The organism is Halopenitus persicus (genome assembly GCF_900107205.1).
GTDB classification, from domain to species: domain Archaea; phylum Halobacteriota; class Halobacteria; order Halobacteriales; family Haloferacaceae; genus Halopenitus; species Halopenitus persicus.
The window spans coordinates 66,454-82,214 of sequence record NZ_FNPC01000006.1; the positions used below are offsets into that span (position 1 = coordinate 66,454).

General features: G+C 66.9%; 17 protein-coding genes and 1 tRNA gene. 15 read left to right on the top strand and 3 right to left on the bottom strand.

The window, feature by feature from the left end:
* The first annotated feature begins 3 nt into the window (after positions 1 to 3).
* The 10 genes from BLV25_RS10880 to BLV25_RS10925 all read left to right on the top strand — a co-directional run bounded on the left by BLV25_RS10880 (position 4) and on the right by BLV25_RS10925 (position 8,698).
* Complete coding sequence (locus BLV25_RS10880; RefSeq protein WP_021072740.1) at positions 4 to 360, top strand: RNA polymerase Rpb4 family protein; 357 nt, start codon at positions 4 to 6, stop codon at positions 358 to 360.
* A 189-nt stretch (positions 361 to 549) separates the two neighbouring features.
* Positions 550 to 1,227, top strand: coding sequence for a DUF655 domain-containing protein (locus BLV25_RS10885; RefSeq protein ID WP_021072741.1), 678 nt, complete (start codon positions 550 to 552; stop codon positions 1,225 to 1,227).
* A 182-nt stretch (positions 1,228 to 1,409) separates the two neighbouring features.
* Complete coding sequence (locus BLV25_RS10890) at positions 1,410 to 2,288, top strand: 16S ribosomal RNA methyltransferase A (protein WP_092733155.1); 879 nt, start codon at positions 1,410 to 1,412, stop codon at positions 2,286 to 2,288.
* Positions 2,289 to 2,489: 201 nt separating this feature from the next.
* Positions 2,490 to 3,713 (top strand): mechanosensitive ion channel family protein, encoded by a 1,224-nt coding sequence (locus tag BLV25_RS10895; protein WP_256335703.1) that lies wholly within the window; start codon positions 2,490 to 2,492, stop codon positions 3,711 to 3,713.
* The gene (locus tag BLV25_RS10900) at positions 3,710 to 4,291 is read left to right on the top strand and encodes a HemK2/MTQ2 family protein methyltransferase (protein WP_021072745.1); all 582 of its coding nucleotides are present in this window, start codon (positions 3,710 to 3,712) and stop codon (positions 4,289 to 4,291) included. Before BLV25_RS10895 ends, BLV25_RS10900 begins: the two co-directional genes overlap by 4 nt.
* 145 nt (positions 4,292 to 4,436) lie before the next feature.
* Positions 4,437 to 5,435: a 5-methyltetrahydropteroyltriglutamate--homocysteine methyltransferase gene (locus tag BLV25_RS10905; RefSeq protein WP_092733158.1), complete on the top strand. Its 999-nt coding sequence runs from the start codon at positions 4,437 to 4,439 to the stop codon at positions 5,433 to 5,435.
* A complete protein-coding gene (locus tag BLV25_RS10910) occupies positions 5,435 to 6,508 on the top strand; it encodes a methionine synthase (protein ID WP_021072747.1) in 1,074 nt (357 codons plus the stop codon). Before BLV25_RS10905 ends, BLV25_RS10910 begins: the two co-directional genes overlap by 1 nt.
* 144 nt (positions 6,509 to 6,652) lie before the next feature.
* Complete coding sequence (locus tag BLV25_RS10915) at positions 6,653 to 7,102, top strand: Lrp/AsnC family transcriptional regulator (RefSeq protein ID WP_021072748.1); 450 nt, start codon at positions 6,653 to 6,655, stop codon at positions 7,100 to 7,102.
* Positions 7,103 to 7,162: 60 nt separating this feature from the next.
* A complete protein-coding gene (locus BLV25_RS10920; RefSeq protein WP_092733161.1) occupies positions 7,163 to 8,320 on the top strand; it encodes a DUF63 family protein in 1,158 nt (385 codons plus the stop codon).
* Positions 8,321 to 8,503: 183 nt separating this feature from the next.
* Positions 8,504 to 8,698 (top strand): cold-shock protein, encoded by a 195-nt coding sequence (locus BLV25_RS10925; protein ID WP_021072750.1) that lies wholly within the window; start codon positions 8,504 to 8,506, stop codon positions 8,696 to 8,698.
* 279 nt (positions 8,699 to 8,977) lie between these two features.
* On the opposite strand, the gene BLV25_RS10930 is transcribed toward BLV25_RS10925, so the two are convergent.
* Complete coding sequence (locus BLV25_RS10930; RefSeq protein WP_092733164.1) at positions 8,978 to 9,769, bottom strand: inositol monophosphatase family protein; 792 nt, start codon at positions 9,767 to 9,769, stop codon at positions 8,978 to 8,980.
* Positions 9,770 to 10,296: 527 nt separating this feature from the next.
* Between BLV25_RS10930 and BLV25_RS10935 the strand changes: the two genes are divergently transcribed.
* Positions 10,297 to 11,523: an orc1/cdc6 family replication initiation protein gene (locus BLV25_RS10935; protein WP_092733167.1), complete on the top strand. Its 1,227-nt coding sequence runs from the start codon at positions 10,297 to 10,299 to the stop codon at positions 11,521 to 11,523.
* Between the two features lie 357 nt (positions 11,524 to 11,880).
* Here BLV25_RS10935 and BLV25_RS10940 read toward each other — a convergent pair.
* Positions 11,881 to 11,964 (bottom strand) — tRNA-Leu (locus BLV25_RS10940).
* 102 nt (positions 11,965 to 12,066) lie between these two features.
* On the opposite strand from BLV25_RS10940, the gene BLV25_RS10945 reads away from it, so the two are divergent.
* The 4 genes from BLV25_RS10945 to BLV25_RS10960 all read left to right on the top strand — a co-directional run bounded on the left by BLV25_RS10945 (position 12,067) and on the right by BLV25_RS10960 (position 14,706).
* Positions 12,067 to 12,552 carry a DUF309 domain-containing protein gene (locus BLV25_RS10945; protein ID WP_021072753.1) on the top strand — a complete coding sequence of 162 codons (486 nt, stop codon included), beginning with the start codon at positions 12,067 to 12,069 and terminating at the stop codon, positions 12,550 to 12,552.
* A 116-nt stretch (positions 12,553 to 12,668) separates the two neighbouring features.
* Positions 12,669 to 13,472, top strand: coding sequence for a M14 family metallopeptidase (locus BLV25_RS10950; protein ID WP_021072754.1), 804 nt, complete (start codon positions 12,669 to 12,671; stop codon positions 13,470 to 13,472).
* Between the two features lie 102 nt (positions 13,473 to 13,574).
* The gene (locus BLV25_RS10955) at positions 13,575 to 14,411 is read left to right on the top strand and encodes a DUF7117 family protein (RefSeq protein WP_092733170.1); all 837 of its coding nucleotides are present in this window, start codon (positions 13,575 to 13,577) and stop codon (positions 14,409 to 14,411) included.
* A gap of 61 nt (positions 14,412 to 14,472) precedes the next feature.
* Positions 14,473 to 14,706, top strand: coding sequence for a DUF7385 family protein (locus tag BLV25_RS10960; RefSeq protein ID WP_021072756.1), 234 nt, complete (start codon positions 14,473 to 14,475; stop codon positions 14,704 to 14,706).
* 87 nt (positions 14,707 to 14,793) lie between these two features.
* Here the strand turns inward: BLV25_RS10960 and folD are convergent, their stop codons facing one another.
* Positions 14,794 to 15,687: a bifunctional methylenetetrahydrofolate dehydrogenase/methenyltetrahydrofolate cyclohydrolase FolD gene (gene folD / locus BLV25_RS10965; RefSeq protein ID WP_092733174.1), complete on the bottom strand. Its 894-nt coding sequence runs from the start codon at positions 15,685 to 15,687 to the stop codon at positions 14,794 to 14,796.
* Positions 15,688 to 15,761 lie beyond the last annotated feature (74 nt).

Below are 15,761 nucleotides of genomic sequence, written 5' to 3' on the forward strand. Positions count from 1 at the left end.
CCTATGACGATCTTCAAAGAGAAGCTCGAGGAGGAGACCATCACGACGGCCGAGGCCAAGGAGATCCTCGTCGACATCGAGGCCGAACGGGCCGACGACGAGGACCGCGAGCTGCGATACGAGCTCGCGCGGGCCATCGAGCACGTCAACCGCTTCGCGGTTCTCGAGGCCGAGGAGTCCCGCGAACTCGTCGAGGAGCTCGCCGCCCTCGAGTACGTCGACGAGCAGGCTGCGATCAAGATCGCCGACCTGCTGCCGGGCGACCGCACCGAGCTGCGCTCGGTGTTCGCCCAGGAGCGGTACTCGCTCGACGGCGACCAGCTCGACGAGATCCTGAACGTCGTCGCGAAGTACGCCTGAGTCGGTCGCGGCGGGAACGGTCGCCGATCCGGCGTCCGAACCCGACGGACTGCGCAGTGGCCCCGGAACGAACCGCGAGCCGCGACGGACGACGATCGGGCTCCATACGAGGGCCGCGATCTCGTGGTGGAGATCGGATCCGCGGGGTGGCGGGCGATTTTTAAGTGTCACCTTCCCATAGCAAGGCGTATGAACGAACCCCAGCGTTCGCGCGTGCTCCCGGACGGCGGGACCGAGGCCGAGTCCGGCGACGACACGGGGCGTTCCGAGGACGGCGGATCGGCCGCCGACGCGTCCGCGGACGCCGCCGACGAGGACCGCCGGTTTGCGGTCGCGCTCGACGTGTTACCCCAGGGCCGCCCCGGCGACGACCGGCCCCAGTACCAGAAGTCGCCGATCGCGTACGCGCTGGGGGAGGCGGACTTTCGGCTGTTCGAGCTCACGCTGACCGACGACGCCGACCGCTCCGTCGGCGACCGGATCGCCCTCGAGCCGCGCGCGGACGACGTCTCGCGGTACCGCGAGGTCGACTACGACGACCTGACCCACAACGCGGCCGCCGAGATCGAGTACGCGGTCGAGCAGATCGTCGAGGAGAACGAGCGCCGGTTCGTCGACTTCTACAACGACGCCGAGCCGATCACGCTGCGGCTCCACCGGCTCAACCTGCTGCCCGGGATCGGCAAGAAGCTGCGCAACAACGTCCTCGACGAGCGGAAGCGCGGCCCCTTCGAGAGCTTCGAGGACATCGCCGACCGGATCTCCGGGCTTCACCGACCAAAGGAGGTTCTGGTCGAGCGGATCATCGAGGAGATCCGCGAGGACGACCTGAAGTACCGCGTGTTCGTCGACCGCCGCGAGGAGTGACCAAGCGAGCGTCACGACGTCGACCGACGGACCGCCGCGACGACGGACCGGGCGACCGCCGCGACGGTCGGCAGCCTGACCGCGGTCGGAGAGCGGACCGACCGAAGCGGGACGGTTCGGCCGAGACGGGACGGTTCAACCGAAACGGGACGTTTACCGGGGCGCTTCGCCTAGCCGGCCGTATGACGGACTCGCCGAGCGATCCCGAGCCGGGCGACCGCGATCCGGACGGGTTGATCCGCCGGGCCGGCCTCCGGGTCGACCCCGACCAGGACCAGCACTTCCTCGTCGACGACCGCGTCCTCGACCGGATCCCGACGTACCTTCCGGACGCGGCGGACCGAAGCCACCTCCTCGAGATCGGCGGGGGAGCGGGGGCGCTCACCGACCGCCTGCTCGCCTCGCTGCCCGCGGACGGACGGCTGACCGTGATCGAACGCAACGAGGGGTACGCGTCGTTCCTCGAGACGGAGTTCGCGGACGCGGTCGCCGACGGCCGGCTTGCGGTCGTCGCCGGCGACGCCCTCGACGTCGAGTTGCCGCCGTTCACCGCGTCGGTCTCGAACCTCCCGTACGGCGTCTCCTCGGAGATCGCCTTTCGACTGCTGCCCGAGAAGCGGCCGCTGGTGGCCACCTTTCAGGCGGAGTTCGCGGACCGGATGGTCGCCGAGTCGGGGACGAGCGAGTACGGGCGACTGTCGGTCTCGGCGCAACACTACGCGGACGTCGAGATCGTCGAGCGGATCCCCCGGGAGGCCTTCGAGCCGAAGCCCGCCGTCGAGAGCGCGGTCGTCCGCTGTATCCCGCGGGACCCGGAGTACGAGGCCGACGACGAGGCGTTCTTCCTGCGGTTCGTCAAGGCGCTGTTCACCCAGCGCCGGAAGACGGTCCGAAACGCCATCCGGAACACGGGCCACATCTCCGGCCTCGCGACGCCGGAGGCGGTCGTCGAGGCCGTCGACGAGGACTTGCTCCGGAAGCGCCCCGGGGATCTCGATCCGTCCACCTTCGCCGAGATAGCGGCGGTCGCCGTCGAGCACGGGACCCCGACCGAAGAGTGAGCACGGGGAGCCGTCGAGGACGAGCACGAAGCCGACCGGAAGGGGAGAGGTAACGGTCGAATCGGGGGGAGCACGAGGAGTCGACCGGTGGCGTCCGGGGCGAGTGTGAAGCTTCTTGAGTGAGCACGCGCAAGAACGGCCGACAGTGACCGTAGGTGACCGATCGACGTCGACGGCCCAACCAGCGACGGAGCGCCGCCGATGACCGGCCTCGGAGCGTTCCTCGCGCCGACGACGGAGATGGCCGCCGTGATGCCCGCGCTCGTGACGGACGCCCTCCTGGTGAACGACACGATCCGGCCCGGAAACGGACGGGTCGCGCTCGGACCGCTCGAGCGGGCGGTCGCGAGCGTCGGCGTGGCGGTCGTCGTGATCGCCGTTCGGTACCTCGTGCGACGCTATCGGCGCGCCCAGACGGGCGACCTCGGGACGACGAAACGGCTCGCCCTCTCGAGCGTGATCGCCGCGTCGACCGCCGCGGGCGTGCTCACGGTCGTCGGGCTCTGGGGACTGGGCGACCAGCTCGTGGCCGCCTACGGCAGCCTCGCGCTCGCCGAGCAAGTGCCGAACATCGTGCTCGCGGTCATCGTGCTCGGCGGCGCGTACGCGCTGACGGACTTCCTCGGACAGATCATCCACGAGGTCGTCTCGACCGGAAAGACGATCTCGACCCACCAAAAGCAGATCATCTACCGGCTGACCCAGCTCGGGGTCTACTCGCTGGCGGGGCTGATCGTCATCGGCCTGTTCACCGACAACCTCGGCAGCCTCCTCGTCGGGGCCGGCTTCCTCGGCATCGTCGTCGGGATGGCGGCGCGCCAGACGCTCGGGTCCGTCCTGGCCGGGATCGTGTTGATGTTCTCGCGGCCCTTCGAGATCGGCGACTGGATCGAGTTCGAGGAGAACGAGGGGACGGTCACCGAGATCACGATCTTCCACACGCGGATCCAGACGTTCGACGGCGAATACGTCACGATCCCGAACGACCGGATCGCGAACAACCCGATCATCGACCGGTCCCGCAAGGGACGGCTCCGCATCGAGGTCGAGGTCGGGATCGACTACGACGACGACCCGGACCACGCGGCCGAGGTGGCACAGGAGGCGATGGCCGGGATCGACAACGTCCGAACCGCACCGCGACCCAAGGTGGTCGCCAAGCGGTTCGGCGACTCGGCGGTCGTCCTCGGGGCTCGGTTCTGGATCGACCAGCCGAGCGCCCGGAAGCGGTGGCGCACGCAGACGGCGGTCATCTCGGCGATCCACGGGGCCTTCCGCGAGGAGGGGATCACGATCCCGTTCCCGCAGCGTACCCACGGCGCGCGGTCGGAGGGGCTCTCGGTGACGGTCGGGTCGGGAAGCGACGTCACCGGCGCGAACGGCGGCGGTCGAAACGGCGACGCCGGGGCGGGAGGCGACGAGTGACCGACCTCGCCGAGCGCCGCGGAACGGAAACGACCGTCTACCAGCCCGCCGAGGACTCCGGTCTGCTCGCGGAGGCCGCGATCGCGGAGGCGACCGGCCGCGTGTTGGAAGTCGGCACCGGGTCGGGCTGGGTCGCCGAACGCATCGCCGAGGCCGACGCGGACGGCGACCTCGAGGTCGTCGCGAGCGACGTGAACCCACACGCCTGCGAGCAGGCACGGGAGCGCGGCCTCGAAGTGGTTCGTGCGAGCCTGCTCGACCCCTTTCGGGACGGCGTCTTCGACACCGTCGCGTTCAATCCGCCGTACCTGCCGACGGACCCGGACAACGAGTGGGACGACTGGATGGAGGCGGCGCTGTCGGGCGGGCGAACCGGTCGCGAGCTGATCGAGCCCTTCCTCGACGACGTCGGCCGAGTGCTTGCCCCCGACGGGCGCGTCCTGCTGCTCGTGAGCTCGCTGACCGGCTACGAGGCGGTCATCGACCGCGTCGAGGCGGCCGGCTTCGCCCACGAAGTCGTCCGGGAGGAGTCGTATCCCTTCGAGACGCTCTCGATACTCCGCCTGACGCGACGGTGACGACTGCTTCCCGTTGACGACCACGTCACCATGGGAGAAATCCCGTGACTACAGCGAAACCCACGCGGATGACCGAGCGGGTGATTACCATTGGGAATAAGTTGTATTAGAAAATATTAAACTACGGCATATCCAAGCGTCGGCGATGACTAACCGTGTCGCGACCACGCCGGGGCTGTTTCCGCTCCCGGACTGGGCGAAGGAAACCCTCTCGGATCTGAAGGGTCACCAGAAGGGTGACCTCCTCAGCGGCGACGAGGGGCCGGAGATCGTCTCGACGTACGCCGACGTCCGAGCCGAACTGATCGACGACCAGCTCGAGGCCGGGCTGGACCGCGTCGTCGAGGGACAGCCGCGGTGGGACGACATGATCGCCCACCCGCTGACCGTCGCCGATGGCGTCGAGACCGGCGGGATCGTCCGCTATTACGACAACAACAACTTCTACCGCGACCCGCGGGTCGTCTCGGAGCCGACGGCGAGCGGCGACGTCGCGGCGGAGCTGTCGTCCGCGGCCGAGCACGTTCCGGACGACGTGGGGCTCCAGGCGGTCCTTCCGGGCCCGTACTCGCTGTCCGAGCTGGCCACGAACGAGACGGACGCCGACGCCGAGGCGTTCCGCGAGACGATCGCCGAGTTCCTGGCGGCGGAAGTCGATGCGCTCGGCGCGCACGAGACGCTGTTCCTGCTCGAGCCGTCGCTCGTGGAGCAGCCGCCCGCCGACGGCGTGGATGCGCAGGCCAGCGCGGCGATCGACCGCGTCGCGTCGGCGACCGACGCCGACGTCGTGGTGCACACCTACTGGGGCGCGATCCCGGAGAAGCCGTACGCCCACCTGCTGGACGCCGACATCGACGCGGTCGGGATCGACCTCGTCGCCGGTGACCGGGACGATTCGGTGTACAACGTCCAGGAGTACGGCGCGCCGGACTCGGTCGCGCTCGGCGTCGTCGACGGCCAGAACACGCTCGTCGAGGAGCCCGAGACGATCGCGGACCGCGTCGAGTGGTTCGAGGACCAGCTGCCGGTCGGCGACTTCGAGACGACCTACGTCACCTCGAACACCGAGCTGTTCTACCTGCCGGAGAACAAGTATCAAGCCAAGCTGAACGCCCTCGCCGCGGGCGTGGAGGTGCTATCCTGATGGTCCGAGTCCCCGACGCCAACCGCGACCAGTTCCGCCCGGAATCGCATCCGAACGACCACTTCCTGTTGACGACCGTCGTCGGCTCGTACCCGAAGCCGAAGTGGCTCAACCGCGCCGACGACCTCGTGGAAGACCCCGACTCGAAGTTCGACGCGGACGACCTCGCCGAGGCCCACGACGACGCCTGCCGGCTCATCACCCACGAACACGAGCGGGCCGGGCTCGACACCGTCGTCGACGGCGAGATGCGCCGCAACGAGATGGTCGAGTTCTTCGCCCACCGCATTCCGGGCTACGAGTTCAACGGCCCGGTGAAGGTGTGGGGCCACAACTACTTCGATAAGCCGTCCGTCGTCGAGCCGGTCGAGTACGACGAGCCCTGGCTCGTCGACGAGTTCGAGTTCACGAGCGACGTCGCCGAGCGGCCGGTCAAGGTCCCGATCACCGGGCCCTACACGCTCGGGTTCTGGGCGTTCAACGAGGCCTACGAGACGACCGAGGACCTGGTGTACGACCTGGCCGACCTCGTCAACGAGGAGGTCGAGGCGCTGGTCGAGGCCGGCGCGCAGTACATCCAGATCGACGAGCCCGCGCTGGCGACCACGCCGGAGGACCACGCCATCGTCCACGAGGCGCTCGACCGGATCACCGCCGGGATCGACGACGACGTCCGGATCGGCCTGCACGTCTGTTACGGCGATTACTCGCGGATCTACCCCGAGCTCAACGACTTCCCGATCGACGAGTTCGACGTCGAGCTGTGCAACGGCGACTACGAGCAGGTCGAGGTGTTCACCGACCCCGAGTTCGAGCCGGACCTGGCGCTCGGCGTCGTCGACGCCCACACCGCCGAGGTGGAGTCGGTAGCGGAGATCAAGCGGAACATCAAACAGGGGCTGCGGATCGTACCGCCGGAGAAGCTCACGATCTCGCCCGACTGCGGGCTCAAGCTCCTGCCGCGGGAGATCGCCTACGGCAAGACCGAGAACATGGTGACGGCCGCCCGCGAGGTCGAGGCCGAACTCGACGCCGGCGCGATCGACCTCGAGAACCCGCTTGCGGACGAGTAGGCCGCGAAACCGCCTGCGGACGCTGCGGGATGATCGCGGCGAGCCGGTCGCGGGGTCGCCCGCGAACGGGAAGTCGCCCGCGAACGGGGAGCCGATTCGGCGTCGCGTCGCAACGCCAAAGGTCGTTCCCGCCGTCACGACGGTATGGATCTCGACGAGACGGACCGAGCGATCCTTCGGGTTCTCCGGGCTGACGCCCGAACCCCCTTCTCGGAGATCGCACGCCGGGTGAACGGAACGAGCGATTCGGTTCGCGACCGGGTGAACCGGATGGAGGACGCGGGCGTGATCGAAGGGTATCACGCCGCCGTGAACGCCCCGGCGCTGGGCTACGACGTCGAGGCGCTCGTCGGGCTCGAGGTGACCCAGCGCAACGTCGACGACGTCCTCGCGGCGCTCGCGGACATCGACGCGGTCCGCGACCGCCACCTCACGGCCGGGGAGTGGGACCTCGTGCTCCGGATCGTCGTCGAGGACACCGACGCGCTTCGGACGCTCGTCCACGACCGGATCCCCGGGATCGAGGACGTGATGCGGTCGCGAACCACGCTCGTGCTGGACACGGAGACGGACGCGGGCGGCCTGCAATCGTGACCGGAGGCGCTGCAATCGTGACCGGAACGCTCAACCCGCCGCTCGTTCGCTTGTGAGTCAATGAGCGATTGGCTCGATGACCGCCTCGACGTCTCTCCCGAGGTGGCGTGGATCGCGACCCTGATCTCGATCGTGGTCGGACTGACTGCCGGCGCGGCGCTGTTCCCGCGGACCGTCTACGACGGCTTCCTCTGGCGGTACTTCTGGGGGCCCGTGGTCGCCGACGGTGAGGGCGCCGCCTGCGCGGTGCGCCGCGGCGGCGGAACCGAGTATCTCTACTCCTCGGACGCGTGCGCGGAGGCCGCGGCGGCCGCCGACGCGGTCGTCGCCTCGCCGGGGTACACGATCGTCTCGACGGTCTCGTACATCGTCATCCTGCTGTTCGCGCTGATCGGCGTCCTCCTGTTGCTCCGCCGGCTCGGGATCGGCGAGGAGCGACGGTTCTTCTTCGCGCTGTTTCCGTTCGTCCTCCTCGGGGGCGCGCTGCGGACGATCGAGGATGCGGGGGTGGCCGCGCTCGACGCGGGCGGCCAGCATCTGATCCCCGCACCCTGGACCGCGCTGTTCATCAGCCCGTTCATCTACGTGACCGTGTTCGCGATCACGCTCGGCTGCGTGGTCCTCGCGTACGCCCTTGCGGCCCGCGGATTGGTCGACGACTACGCGCGTCCGCTGTTCACGATGGGCTCGGTGGCGGTCGTCGCCTCGGTCGGCTATCTCGGGTACCTCGCGGCGACGACGTCATTCGTCGGCTTCAATCCTGCGGTGATCGGCTCCATTCTCACGATCGCCACGGCGACGACCGGCGTGACCTGGTGGCTGATCGAGCGGTACGAACCGTCGATCAACGACGGAACCGGGTACATCGGGCTCGTGATCATCTGGGGACACGCGATCGACGGCGTGGCGAACGTCATCGGCCTCGACTGGATGCCCGTTCTCGCCGGAAGCCCGAACCTCGTTCCGAAGCACGTGGTCAACGCCGCGATCGTCGACTGGACCGCGCGGCTGCTGCCGGCGTCGGTGCTTGCGGTGACCGGCGACGCTTGGCCCTTCCTGATCGTGAAGCTCGCGGCCGCGACGTTCGTCGTCTGGGTGTTCAACGACGAGATGTTCGCCGAGTCGCCGCGGTACACGGTCCTGCTACTGATCACCGTCCTCGCCGTCGGCCTCGGCCCGGGAACGCGGGATATGCTACGGGCGACGTTCGGGATCTGAGACGGATGTGGTCGACCATCCTTCCGGACGTGCATCGAACTCTCACGCCGCCGAAAAATCAAGGATCGGCTGAGATCGAGCCGATCGGCGCGTGAAAATTCCGAAATCTGAATTTTCAGATCCCTCCACGGTACCACGTGTCGCACAAGTGTTAACCGTCGGTGGGGCCTGTCTTCAGTTGCAATGTCGAAAGGTACGGTTGACTTCTTCAACGACACTGGCGGCTACGGTTTCATCTCGACTGACGACGCGGACGACGACGTGTTCTTCCACATGGAGGACGTCGGCGGTCCTGACCTCGAGGAGGGGCAGGACGTCGAGTTCGAGATCGAGGACGCCCCGAAGGGCCCGCGCGCGACGAACGTCGTTCGCAACTAGGCCGTTCACTCCGAAGACGCCAGCGTCACGCTGACGGTTTGCAGTTCTCGACGCGCCACCCCGGTCCGGTTTCGGGCGACCGCGTTCGCAACGTTCACGCTCGCTAGCGACGGGTCATCCCGTCGAGAGGGCGGCGTTTTTGCCGATCGGTCCGATACCACGAGCCCGAATAGCGATCGCGTTCGACCGTTCGATACGGCTCGGATGAGTCGACCGCCGGATGAGTCGACCGCCGGATGAGTCGACCGTCGAATGAGTCGACCGCCGACGCGGTTCGACTCAGTCGATCTCGGCGGCTGCCGCGAGCAGCTCGTCGTGGATCTCGCCGTTGGAGGCGACCAGTCCCGTCGAGTCGTGTCGCCAGCGGTCGCCTTCGAGGTCGGTCACGGTGCCGCCGGCCTGCCGGATCAGGTGAACGCCCGCGACCGAGTCCCAGGGATGCGGGACGACGTTCGTGATCGCGCCGTCGATGCTGCCGTGGGCGACCCCCGCGAGCAGTGCCTGAGCCGAGCCGATCCGCCGGATGTCCCAGAAGCGCTCGAGCAGCGCCGCGCACGCGTTTCCGTACTCCTCGCGGCGGTCCATCGGCCACCACATCGCCGGCGCGGCGAGGGCGGCCTCGGGATCGGTCACGTCGCTGACCGCGATCGGCTCGTCGTTCCGGACGGCATCAGTCTCGCCGGCGACGTAGACGTCCTCGAGTGCCGGCAGCGCGACGGCGGCTGCGACGGGCTCGCCATCCACGACCGCCGCGACGGCGGTCCCCCAGACCGGATCGTTTCGGACGTAGTTGGTCGTCCCGTCGATCGGGTCGACGATCCAGGTGGCGCCGGCGTCGGGCACCGCCTTCAGCTCGTCGTCCTCCTCGCCGACGACCGCGTCCTCGGGGAAGTCCTCCCGCACGACGTCGATGACCTCCCGCTGGGCGGCGCGGTCGGCCTCGGTGACGACGTCGGCCGTCCCGCCCTTCGTCTCGACGGCGATCCCGGTCCGGAAGTGCTCGTGGGCGACGCGGGCCCCGGCCCGGGCCGCGCGCTCGGCCACCGTGACTCGATCGACGGTGTCGGTCATACCCGGACTCGAGTTGGCGCGCCCGTTAACGCATCGATCGGGAGGGCAGGACTGTGTCGGGATGGTCACTCAACGTGTACAAGGGGACCGAGGGTCGTCTGTGGGGGATCGACTTTTCGACTCGAGGGAGTGAGTCCAAGCTCGAGAGGTACCTCCGGCGATCATACTGGACAGAGACACTCCACCGTTTCACGTGAAGCGGAGTGTTGATGGAGGGACAACAGTCGGGGAGAATATTGGAATGCGATGAGATCGGTGATCGTCACACAAAGAAATATCAACGCTTTAGAAGAAATTGTGGAGTGAATGAGATAGTGAGGATAGTACGTCGTATCTTCCGCCGCTTCACTTGCAAGTGTGGTGTGTTCGATCCGTAATATACCCCTGTTATCGAGGATATAAGGGTTTCAGGCTTATTCCGCGTCGATAATTGGTTCCTATCTGTCACCATAGTGAAAGAAATGCTCCACATTCACTTGAAAGAGTTGAAAAGGTGATTTTATATATCACTACGGAAACGCAGAGGTATGCATCGCTTCGAACGAAAGCAGAACATCTTCCGGAACAAGGATGCCCTCAACGAATCCTATCAACCGGATCGGATCGAGGAACGTGACGAGGAGATCGAGGAGTATATGGAGGCGTTACAGCCCGTCGTCGATGGGTGGGAGCCCAATAACATCTTCATCTATGGGAACACCGGTGTGGGGAAGACCGCCGTCACCGACTATCTACTCGAGAGACTCCAAAAGGACGTGTCAAGCTATGATGATCTTGAACTCTCCGTCATTTCACTGAATTGTAAGACGCTAAACTCTTCGTATCAGGTTGCGGTCGAACTCGTGAACGAGTTACGTCCGACGGGACGAGAGATCAGCTCAACAGGATATCCACAACAAACCGTCTTTAAAAAGCTATACGAGGAACTTGAGGCGATCGGTGGTACGATCCTGATCGCCCTCGACGAGATCGATTCGATCGGAGATCGTGACGAACTCCTCTACGAATTACCACGTGCACGGGCGAACGGTAAGCTTGAGTCGACGAAAGTCGGTGTAGTAGGCATCAGCAACGACTTCAAGTTTCGTGAACAGCTCGATCCCCGGGTTCAGGATACGCTTTGTGAGCGAGAGATCCAATTTCCGCCCTATGAGGCGCCAGAGCTCGAGAATATTCTCGAGTCACGTGCGGAGATCGCGATCGTCGATGGTGCCATTGAACAGGGCGTGTTGAACTTCTGTGCTGCCCTCGCTGCCCGTGATAGTGGGAGTGCAAGACAGGCATTGGATCTCCTCCGATTAGCCGGCGAGATTGCGGAAAACCGAGAGGCGAACCACATCGAACGCGCTCACGTTGAAACCGCTCGCTCACAACTCGAACAGGAACGCGTCGAGGAGGGAATGCGGGAATTAACGCCACACGGCCGACTTGCGCTGTTGGCAGTCGCCTCAAGAAGTGCGAAGGAGGAAACGCCGTGTCGGGGGCGGGATATATACACGGAGTACGTCACGCTCTGTGAGTCATCAGGGAGCGAGCCTCTTACACAGCGATCCGTTCATAATCACCTCTCCGATCTCCGAATGCTCGGAATCCTCTCCGCATCCGAGAATCGAAGTGGATCACGAGGAAACTACTACAGTTACGAACTGGACGTTCCGTTTTCAAGCGCCGTTGAGGCAATGGCAGACGTTCTCCGGCTCGACAGCGAGATCGACACGATACGACGGATGGCTGCTATAAACGACGTCGTGTAGTCGATCGGGAACTCTCGTCGACATCCAGGTCGTGTTCCGTGGACGTCGACACTCCACTCTTACAAGTGAACAAAAAAGACCCTCACCCGGCTGGTATTCACTTGTAAGAGTGGTGTGTCCCTGTCCCCGAAGACGAAGCAGCCTCCGCTTTCAGTCTGCTTCACGTGAAACAGTGGAGTGTCTCTGTCGTCCACCGAAAATCAATGAGATCTATCGGAATGGTCGGTATCCCGCGTAGCGTCATCAATATCTGCTCGACCCAGTCACGGCTCACGGGTTGAGAGTGGTATGTGAAGTTTTGCGAGGGAAGAACGCTCCGAGAGCGCCCTTCCGCATCACGGGGGGTGACCCCGGCGATGCGAGGGGAGGGATTTGAACCCACGGACCTCTACAGGAGCGGATCTTGAGTCCGCCGCCGTTTCCCGGCTTGGCTACCCTCGCACGCATCTCGGGCTGACGCCCTCGTCCGGGTTTAAGGCTCCGGTTCCGGATCGATACCCGAGTCCCGTAGCGTTTAGGCCCGTCGCAGTCCCACCGATCGGTATGGACGACCACACCCGGGACCCGGGCGTCGCTCCGCCGCTGGGAAACCCGACCGGGTGGCGCCGCGGCGACCTGGTCTGGGAGCACGCGACGCTCCGGCGGGCGACCGAACACGGGGTGCGGCTGTTCAACGCGGGCGCGTACCACGAATCCCACGACTGCTTCGAGGACGAGTGGTTCAACTACGGGTCCGGCTCGACCGAGTCGGCCTACCTCCACGGAATGGTCCAGGTCGCCGCCGGGGCGCACAAGCGGGCCGATTTCGGGAACGACGACGGGATGCGGTCGCTGTTCGAAACGGCGCTGACGTACCTCCACGGCGTCCCGGAGGACTTCTACGGGGTGGACGTCGCGGACGTGCGCGTCACGATCCGGGCCGCCCTCGAGGACCCGACCGCGATCGACGACTGGCGGATCACGATCGACGACGCCCGTCCCGACGCGTATCCCGTGGACTACGAGTACGTCGACGAACTCGAGGGCTGACCGCCGCCGACCTGAATCGGGACCGGATAACCGTCGTCGGGACCGGACAACCGTCGTCGGGACCGGACACCCACCGGATCCGATCCGCACTTACCCGCCCGGCCGATAGGAACGGTATGCGCGTCCTCGAACTCGGTGACGGTCGCCCCGAGATCGCGGTGGTCGCGGCGATCCACGGGGACGAACCCTGTGGCCCCCGCGCGGTCGATCGGCTCCTCGCGGACGAGGAGGAGTACGAGCGGCCGGTCAAGCTGATCGTCGCCAACGAGGAGGCGCTCGCGGCCGGCGAGCGCTACCTCGAGACGGACCTCAACCGGGTTTTCCCCGGCGATCCGGACGCCGACACCCACGAGGGGCGGCTCGCCCACCGGCTCACCTCGGAGCTGACCGGGTGTACCACCCTCGCGCTCCACTCGACGCAGTCGTACGCCGAACCCTTCGCCGTCATCGACACGATGGACGAGGTCGCCCGTGGCGTCGCCCCCCACCTCCCGGTCGAGGTGGTCGTCCAGACCGACGCGTTCACCGAGGGCCGGCTCATCGAGCATCCCCACACGATCGAGGTCGAGTGCGGCCTCCAGGGCACCGACGAGGCGGCCGACAACGCCTACTGGCTCGTGCGCGCGTTTCTGGCCGCGACCGGCGCGCTGTCGGCGCCCGGCGCCGACGGCGTCGTTGACGCCGGCGGCCGGAAGGACGTCGACGTCTTCCGGCTCGACGACAGGATCCCCAAGCCGCCGGCCGACGAGTACGAGGTGTTCGCGCACAACTTCGAGCGCGTCGCGGCCGGCGAACGCTTCGCGGCCGCGGACGGGGAATCGATCGTCGCGGAGGAGCCCTTTTATCCGGTCCTCCTGTCGGCGTACGGCTACGAGCGCGAGTTCGGCTACGCCGCCGAGTACGTGGACACCTTCGGCTAACGCGGTCCCGAGCGGCGGCGTGAACCGTCACGTTGCCGCGCCGGCAGCGTGACCCATCCCGTGTGAGCAACCATTTAGGGCTCGCCCGGCAACCATCGAACGATGAAGGTCCGCGGCGAACGCGAGTGCGTGTCCTGCGGGACCCAGTGGTCCTACTACGAGACCGGCGAGATCGCGTGTCCGGAGTGCGGAAGCGTCCGGAGCGTCGGCATCGCACGGCGCCGCCGCCACACGGACTCGCCGGCGGAACTCGACCTGACGGCCCACCGCGCCCGCTTCGGCGAGGCGAGCGGGCCGCTCCCGGCGGAGGGCGTCGACGACCTCAAACGCGACCTCCGCGAGTACGTCCGCAAGCGCGGGTTCATCGACGGCGGCGAGCTACGGGGACTGGACGACGACGTCCTGCTGGCGGCCTACGAGCTGCTGCAGGTCGTCGACGCCGTCGGCCGCCTCCCGGACCCGGACGAGCGCGACCGTGAGTACCTCCTCCGCCTGCTGGCCGGGGCGGACGAGGGCGACCGGCCGGCGCCGGAGGACGTTCCCCCGAACCTCCACGCGGCGCGCGGGCTCGCTGCGGTCGAGGCGGTGGAGGCCTATCGCGAGGACCTGCGGACCCACCTCGAGGACCTGGCCGCGGACGAGATGGACGATGCGGGCGAGGCGGACGATGCGGACGGGGCCGAGGCGAACGATGCGGACGGGGCCGAGGCGGACGGGGCCGAGGCGACCGACGAGGACCGCGACATCGAGGCGACTCGGGACGTCCTCGAATCGCTCCGCGACCGGAGCAAACGCGTCGAATCCCTCCAGGGCGACGTCGACCCCGAGACCGCCGAGACCCTCGTGCGAGCGGCCGACGACCTCGGCCGCTACCTCCGAACCGGCCGGCCGGACGCCCTCGAGAGCGCACGCGACCGGCTCTCGGAGCCCGTCGTCTGAGGTGTCGTCGCCTCGCTTCCGATCGACCTTTTAAGCCATCGTGACGAACGCTCCCCGAAGGATGCCCACCGTCGACTTCGACGTCCACGCCAATCGCCACCGGCTGAAGCAGCTGCGGAACGCCGGCGACACGGAGCTCTACGAGAACCGCGACGACGTCGCCTGTCCGGCCTGCGGCGAGCCGTTCACGCGGCTGTTCGTGACCGAACGGGCGACGACGACGTTCCCGGAAACCGACGGTTCACGGTTCTGTCTGGGGAACGGGCCGGACGGGATCTACGTTTTCAGACACTGAACGGCAGCGTTCGACGGCGTGAGACCGCTTTCTCGTCGAGAGTTTATAAGTGGCGTCGGCCTCGGCCGGCCCGATCCGCAGCCCCTTTTAAGGCAGCTCGATCTCGACGCCCGTCTGCAGGCTCGCGGCCTTGACGGTGTTGTACAGCAACATCGCGCGGGTCATCGGGCCGACGCCGCCGGGGACCGGCGTGATCGCGCCAGCCACGTCGGCGGCGGAGTCGTACTCGACGTCGCCGACGAGCTCGGTTCCCTCGCCGTCGTCGGTCTCGATCCGGTTGACGCCGACGTCGATGACGGTCGCGCCCTCCCGGATCATCGATCCGTCGATGAACTCCGGGACGCCGACGGCAGCGATCACGATGTCGGCGTTCCGGGTGTGAGCGGCCAGGTCCTCGGTCCGGGAGTGACAGACGGTGACGGTGGCGTTCCCCTGGGGCGCCTTCTGGATCAGCAGGTTGGCCATCGGCTTGCCGACGATGTCGGACCGGCCGACGATCACGGCGTCCGCGCCCTCCGTCTCGACGTCGTGGGCCTCCAGCAGCTTCAGGACGCCGTGGGGGGTACACGGTTTAAATCGGGCGTGGCCGGCGACGAGCCGACCGACGTTCTCGGGATGGAACCCGTCGACGTCCTTCTCGGGGTCGATCCGGCGGAGGACCTCGCGCTCGTCGACGTGGTCGGGGACGGGCAGCTGGACGAGGATGCCGTGGACGGAGTCGTCGTCGTTCAGCTCGTCGATCGTCGCGTAGAGCTCGTCCGCGGGCGCCTCGGGGTCGACCTCGATATGGATCCCCTCGATGCCGACCTCCTCGCAGTCGCGCTGTTTCATCGAGACGTACGTCTCGCTGGCGGGGTCGTCGCTCATCAGGACGGTCGCCAGACCGGGTCGCGATCCGGCATCGGTCAGCGTCTCGACGCGGTCGGCGATCGCGGCGCGAACGTCCGCGGCGACGGCGTTGCCGTCGATGATCTCGGTCATATCCGGATCTCAGCGAGCGGCCTCAAAAGGGTCGGGGATCGCGGCGGCCGGATCGTCGGTCAGCGCCGGTTGCG